At 61.9% G+C, this 5,867-nt stretch carries 5 protein-coding genes and 1 pseudogene; 5 read left to right on the forward strand and 1 reads right to left on the reverse strand.

Translation table 11 applies throughout. The features are described 5' to 3' along the window. Nucleotides 1-781: pseudogene (locus CAPSK01_RS22935) on the reverse strand (RNA degradosome polyphosphate kinase); the annotation flags it as partial. 202 nt (nt 782-983) lie between these two features. Between CAPSK01_RS22935 and CAPSK01_RS12900 the strand changes: the two are divergent. The 5 genes from CAPSK01_RS12900 to CAPSK01_RS12920 all read left to right on the forward strand — a co-directional run. Then, nucleotides 984-2,507, forward strand: a complete 1,524-nt coding sequence (locus CAPSK01_RS12900) for a Ppx/GppA phosphatase family protein (RefSeq protein ID WP_034927228.1) — start codon at nt 984-986, stop codon at nt 2,505-2,507. A gap of 17 nt (nt 2,508-2,524) precedes the next feature. Beyond that, the gene (locus CAPSK01_RS12905) at nt 2,525-3,649 is read left to right on the forward strand and encodes an MlaE family lipid ABC transporter permease subunit (protein WP_034927230.1); all 1,125 of its coding nucleotides are present in this window, start codon (nt 2,525-2,527) and stop codon (nt 3,647-3,649) included. 2 nt (nt 3,650-3,651) lie between these two features. Then, complete coding sequence (locus CAPSK01_RS12910) at nt 3,652-4,458, forward strand: ATP-binding cassette domain-containing protein (protein ID WP_273703639.1); 807 nt, start codon at nt 3,652-3,654, stop codon at nt 4,456-4,458. Between the two features lie 2 nt (nt 4,459-4,460). Further along, entirely contained in the window at nt 4,461-5,396 is a 936-nt protein-coding gene (locus CAPSK01_RS12915; RefSeq protein ID WP_034927232.1) for an MlaD family protein, read from the forward strand. Continuing rightward, nucleotides 5,393-5,867 (forward strand): hypothetical protein (locus CAPSK01_RS12920; RefSeq protein ID WP_034927235.1); only part of this gene is annotated, 475 nt, incomplete at its 3' end. The genes CAPSK01_RS12915 and CAPSK01_RS12920, both read left to right, overlap by 4 nt.

Consider the following 5,867-nt stretch of genomic DNA (forward strand, 5'->3'; position numbering starts at 1 on the left):
TGGTGATCTCTTCCTCGTCGACGAAGAGGTTGCTGTTGCGCGTGACACGGAACTGGTAGCAGCCAAGGACCTTCATTCCGGCGAACAACTCGTGCACAAACTCGTGCAGAATCGAAGACAGAAAAACGAAGGCGTACTCACTGTCACCGAGTTCGCGTGGCAGCCGGATGACGCGCGGCAGGACCCGCGGCGCCTGTACGATGGCGGCGCCTGAACTGCGGCCGAAGGCGTCACGGCCTTCGAGTTCGACGGCGAAATTGAGGCTCTTGTTGAGCACCCGTGGGAACGGGTGTGAAGGATCGAGGCCGATCGGCGTGATCACCGGCATGACTTCGCGGAAGAAGAAGCCGCGGATCCATTCGCGCTGCGCGTCGTTCCAGTCCCCGCGTTTGAGGAAGCGGATGCCTTCAGTGGCCAGTTGTGGCAGGATCTCTTCGTTGAGCAGCGCGTACTGTTCCTTGACAATCGCATGAACCTCGTCGCTGACCAGCCGATAGACTTCACGGGCGGTCTTGCCGTCGGTGGTGATCGCCACCGAATTCAGCTTGAGTTGTTCCTTGATGCCAGCCTCGCGAATCTCGAAAAACTCGTCCAGATTGCTGCTCACGATGCACAGGAAGCGCAACCGTTCGAGCAGGGGGGTACGGGGATTTCTGGCTTGCCAGAGGACTCGCCGATTGAAAGCGAGCAGGCTCATCTCGCGATTCTGAAAATATTCCGGCGGGTACCCGCTGGCGGTCTGGAGGGGAGGGGTCTCGGTAGTCGTGGCAACGATGTTCATGAGTTCGTTCCGTCAGGAAAGATGGATCATCAAAGAGGATTTGAAAGCGAGCATATTACAGCCATCGCTTCGTTGTGGGTCGATTGGCGCGCGGTTTTCTCGATTGCTCCGACCGCCTGTGCTGCCAGGGCATGATGTACTTGCCGGCAGTGTAAAATAGCCGGCCTGAAGCCTTTCTTTGCCGGACAGACCAAACACAGTCATGAGTTACGAACTAATTGCCGGTGTCGACCTGGGTTCCAACAGCTTTCGTCTGCAGATCGGGCGTGTCGTTGGCAATCGCATTCACCCCCTGGATACCTGCAAAGAGAACGTCCGGCTCGGTTCCGGTCTGACCCGTGAGAAACTGCTCGATCATGCCTCACAACAACGTGCGATCGAGGCTTTGCGGCGTTTTGGCGAGCGTCTGCGCGACTTCGCTCCGGAAACCGTGCGCGCGGTGACCACTGACGCGATGCGGGTGGCCCGGAATGCGCGCATCGTGTTACCGCAGGCAGAGGCGGCTCTGGGTTTTCCCATCGAGATCATCGGAGGTCGCGAAGAAGCGCGCCTGATCTTCATCGGCGCGGCCAATGCTCTGCCTGCAGCCAGTCACCGGCGTCTGGTGGTCGATATCGGCGGCGGTTCGACCGAGTTCATCATCGGCGAGAACACCGAACCGTTGCTGATGGAGTCCTTGTTCATGGGCGGCATCAACTATCGGCAACGTTTCTTTCCGGAAGGCAAAGTAGACAAGAAGCGCTTCTACACGGCCGAAGTTGCAGCGGCCCGCGAGGTCGAAGCGATCGCTGCCGACTACCAGCGCTTCGGTTGGCAGGAAGCTGTCGGTTCTTCGGGGTCAGCTCAGGAACTCGCCGACATCCTGGAGATGAACGATCTGAATCCCGAAGGGGTCAGCGGCATCAGTCGGGAGGGGCTGGCCAAGCTGCGTCGATTGCTGATGCGGGCCGGGTCGGCGGAAGCGCTGGGTTTGCAGGGCATGCGCAGTGACCGCATGACGATTCTTCCCGGCGCCATCGCGATCATGTCCGCAGTATTCTCGGAACTGGCCATCGAACACATGACCTATTCCGATGGTGCGCTACCGCTGGGCGTCCTCTACGATCTGCTCGGACGCTTCGAGCATCATGACACGCGCGATGAAACGGTCCTCCATTTTCAGCGCCGCTACCAGGTCGACGCGGCACAGGTCAGTCGCGTCGAGCGAACCTCCCTGGCGCTTCTTGGACAGTTGATCAAGCTTGATTCGCCGGAACACGAGAACGATGTCCACTTTCTGCGCTGGGCAATCTCTTTGCATGAGATCGGCGTCTCGGTGGCGCATTGCGAGTTCCACAAGCATGGCGCCTATATCCTGGGTCACGCCGACATGCCGGGTTTCTCGAAGCGCGATCAGGCGCGTCTGGCCCTGCTGGTGCTCGGCCAGCGTGGCAAACTCCAGAAGCTGGCGGCCATGCCGGCTGGCGATCCGAACTGGCGCCTGGTGTTCTGTCTTCGCCTGGCAGTGCTGCTGCATCGTGCGCGTGACGATCATCCACTCTCCGAATTGTCGGTCCGGGAAGATCCGGTCGGTTTCCAGCTCGACCTGCCCGTCGGCTGGCAGGAAGCCAATCCGATGACGGCTGCCGCCCTGGCCGAGGAAGCGCTGCTCTGGCGCCGGATTGGCATCAAGCTGTCAATCCGGTCGACAGTCCCTGACCAGATTGCAGTGCCCCTGGCGCCGTGAAGAAATTCTGAGTTGCCATGGCGGTGGCCGCGATCGAATCCGTCAAGCAAGCCGACCAGGAGCGACTCGTACTGTCCGGTGACTGGACCCTGGCGACCCTGCCAGCGCCGATTTCCGCGCTCGAACGCCGTCTTTGCGATCTGGCAGCGAGCCACCCGGGCTGGGATCTGCTCTCGGTCACTCGCCTGGACAGCGCCGGCGCGATCCTGCTGTGGCGCGCCTGGGGAAGACAATGGCCGGCCGTACTGGCGATTTCTCCTGGGCATCGAGCGCTTCTCGAACGTATCGATGCGATCCGCGTCGATGTCCAGTCGGCGCTGCCGAAGCAGTCACAATCACAGCCACTGACCTGGCTGCTCGCTCTTGGTCAGGAGTCGTGGGTCACCGCCAGGCATCTCCTGGCGATGGTCGCCCTGATTGGCCAGATGGTTCTCGACCTTGCTTATCTGTGCGTACACCCCCGTGACATGCCCTGGCGCGAGTTTTCTGCAAATCTCTACAAGACCGGTGCCCAGGCCTTGCCGGTGACCGCCCTGATCGGGTTTCTGATCGGTGTCGTTCTTTCATACCTGTCAGCCTTGCAACTGAAGACCTTCGGCGCCGATGTCTTCATCGTCAATCTGCTCGGCATCAGCATTGTTCGTGAACTCGGGCCGGTACTGGTCGCGGTACTGGTGGCCGGACGTTCGGGTTCGGCGATGACCGCCCAGATCGGGGTCATGCGGGTGACCGAAGAGATCGATGCGCTGGCCACCATGGGCGTCTCGCGCAGCCAGCGTCTGGTTCTGCCCAAGGTCCTGGCCCTGGCGGTGGCGATGCCGCTGCTGGTGATCTGGTGCTCGGCCGCAGGAATCATCGGCGGCATGGTGTCGGCGAAGCTGCAGATGGATTTGTCTTACGGCTTCTTCATCGATACCCTGCCCAGGGTGGTGCCGGTTGCCAACGTCTGGATCGGCATTGGCAAGGGCGTGGTCTTCGGTTTGCTGATCGCCCTCATCGCCTGCCACTTTGGCCTGCAGGTCAAGCCGAATACCGAAAGCCTGTCGTCGCGAACGACCACTTCGGTGGTGACCTCGATCACCGTGGCGATCATCGTCGATGCCGTCTTTGCGGTGCTGACGCGCAATCTCGGAATTCCCTAGTCGTGCCCAGCGACTGTCGCGGTCAGGCCTGCCTGCGCCGGCTGCCGGCGATCGAGATTCGCGGCCTGTGCACACAGTTCGGCGATGTCGTGATCCATCGCGACATCGATCTCGACATCGAAGCCGGGCAGATGCTCGGCTTGGTGGGCGGTTCGGGCAGCGGCAAAACCACGCTGCTGCGCGAGATTGTCGGACTTCTGACGCCGAGCCGAGGGAGCGTCAGGCTCTTTGGCCAGGCAGTACTCGATCCCGATCCGGCGCGCCGGCGCGCGCTGCGCCGCCGTTTCGGCATGCTTTTTCAGCAGGGGGCCCTCTTTTCGGCACTCTCCGTTCATGACAACATCGCTTTTCCGCTGCGCGAACTGCACACGCTCGACGAGGCGATGATCACCGATCTGGTCATGCTCAAACTCGCCATGGTCGAACTTGAAGCACGGCACGCTCACCTGATGCCCGCCGAGCTGTCAGGGGGCATGGTCAAGCGGGTGGCTCTGGCGAGAGCCTTGGCGCTGGAACCCGAACTTCTCGTCCTCGACGAGCCGACTGCCGGCCTTGACCCGGATCGTAGCGAGAACTTTGTCAAGCTGCTCAGAATGCTGCAGAAGGAACTCGGTTTTACGGTGGTGATGGTGACGCACGATCCCGAGACACTGGCCGGGTTGGCGACGCGCCTGGCCGTGCTCGCCGACCAGCGACTGATTGCCTGTGGGACGGCAGCCGAAGTATTGGCGGTCGAGCATCCCTTCATCCGCAATTTTTTCAGTTCCGGGCGTGCCGCGGCGACGGCTTTCGGACAAGGAGGGAACTAGTCATGGAAAATCGTTCGCATGCCCTGATGGCCGGGTTGTTCACCCTGTTTCTGGGTCTCGCGGGAGCGCTCTCGATCTGGTGGTTCGGTGGCAAGCACGAAGCCACCACCGAGTACACCGTGGTGACCCGACACAACGTCACCGGCCTCAACCTGCAAGGGCAGGTGCGGTATCGGGGTATCCGGGTCGGCAAGGTGCAGGCGATTGAACTCGATCCTCAGGATGCACACAACATCCTGATTCGTATCAGTGTCGACAGCAAGGTGCCCGTGACACGTGCGACGTCCGCCAAGCTGGGCTATCAGGGAGTCACCGGCATCGCCCACATCCTGCTTGAAGACAGCGGGAAAGATCCGACACGTCTGGCGGGCGGCAAGGACTCGCTGCGCATCGAGATGCGCTCCTCTCTGATCCAGGAACTCTCGGATTCCGGCGCGGCTGTACTGGGCCAGGCGCGCGAATTTCTGGCCAGTGCCAACCTGGCTCTCGACAGCGAGAACCGGCAGCATCTGGCCAGGATTCTGGCCAACCTGGAAGCGACGACCGGCAACGCCAACGAGGTTACACGCCAGTTGCGCCAGTTACTGGCACCGGAGAATCTGCGCCTGCTCAATGCCACCCTGGTGCGTGCCGAGCAGGCGGTAGCCGAGGCGGCGCCGCTGCTGGTCGAATCGCGCCGGCTGATGGTTCGCCTGCAGCCGCTGGGCGACAAACTGGATCGCCTGGTCGGCGAGCCGTCGTCAGATGGAATCACGGCCCTGGTTTCCCGCCTCAATGGGGTCGGCAGTGATCTTTCGGGAAACTCGCGCCAGCTCAATCGCGTACTGCAGATGCTCGAAGAATCGCCACAGAGTCTCGTTTTTGGTCCTCCCGCGTCTGCTCCGGGACCCGGCGAGGCCGGTTTTGTCGCGCCGCCAAGCCGTGAGGAACGTCCATGAACAGGTTCCTGATGTGGGTGGTCGCTTGCCTGCTCGCGGGCTGCGTCGGCGGCACGCGCAACACGTCGCCAGCCGAAGTGTACGACTTCGGACCGCCGGTCGAGCAGCTCGCCGAAGAAGGGCGCTGGTCGGGCGTGCTGCTCGATATCCGGGCGCCGCACTGGTTTGATGCGCGCGACATCGAGTATCGCCTGCTCTACGAAAACCCGCTGAAGTTGCGAAACTATGCGCGGAGTCATTGGGCGGCTGCACCGGCATTACTGTTGTCGCAGCGGCTGCGGCAGCAACTGGGTTTGCCGGGCATGGGCGGAGCACTCGCGACCGGTTGTCTGTTGCGCTTCGAACTGCAGGAATTCTCTCAAGTGTTCGATACCCCACAGCGCAGCCGCGGCATCCTGCAGGGTCAGGCCAGCCTCCTCGACGGCAGGCGCCAGCTCGTCGCCGAGCGCCGGCTGCTCATCGAGCAACCGG

The sequence above is a fragment of the Candidatus Accumulibacter vicinus genome (genome assembly GCF_000584955.1).
Classification (GTDB): Bacteria; Pseudomonadota; Gammaproteobacteria; order Burkholderiales; family Rhodocyclaceae; genus Accumulibacter; species Accumulibacter vicinus.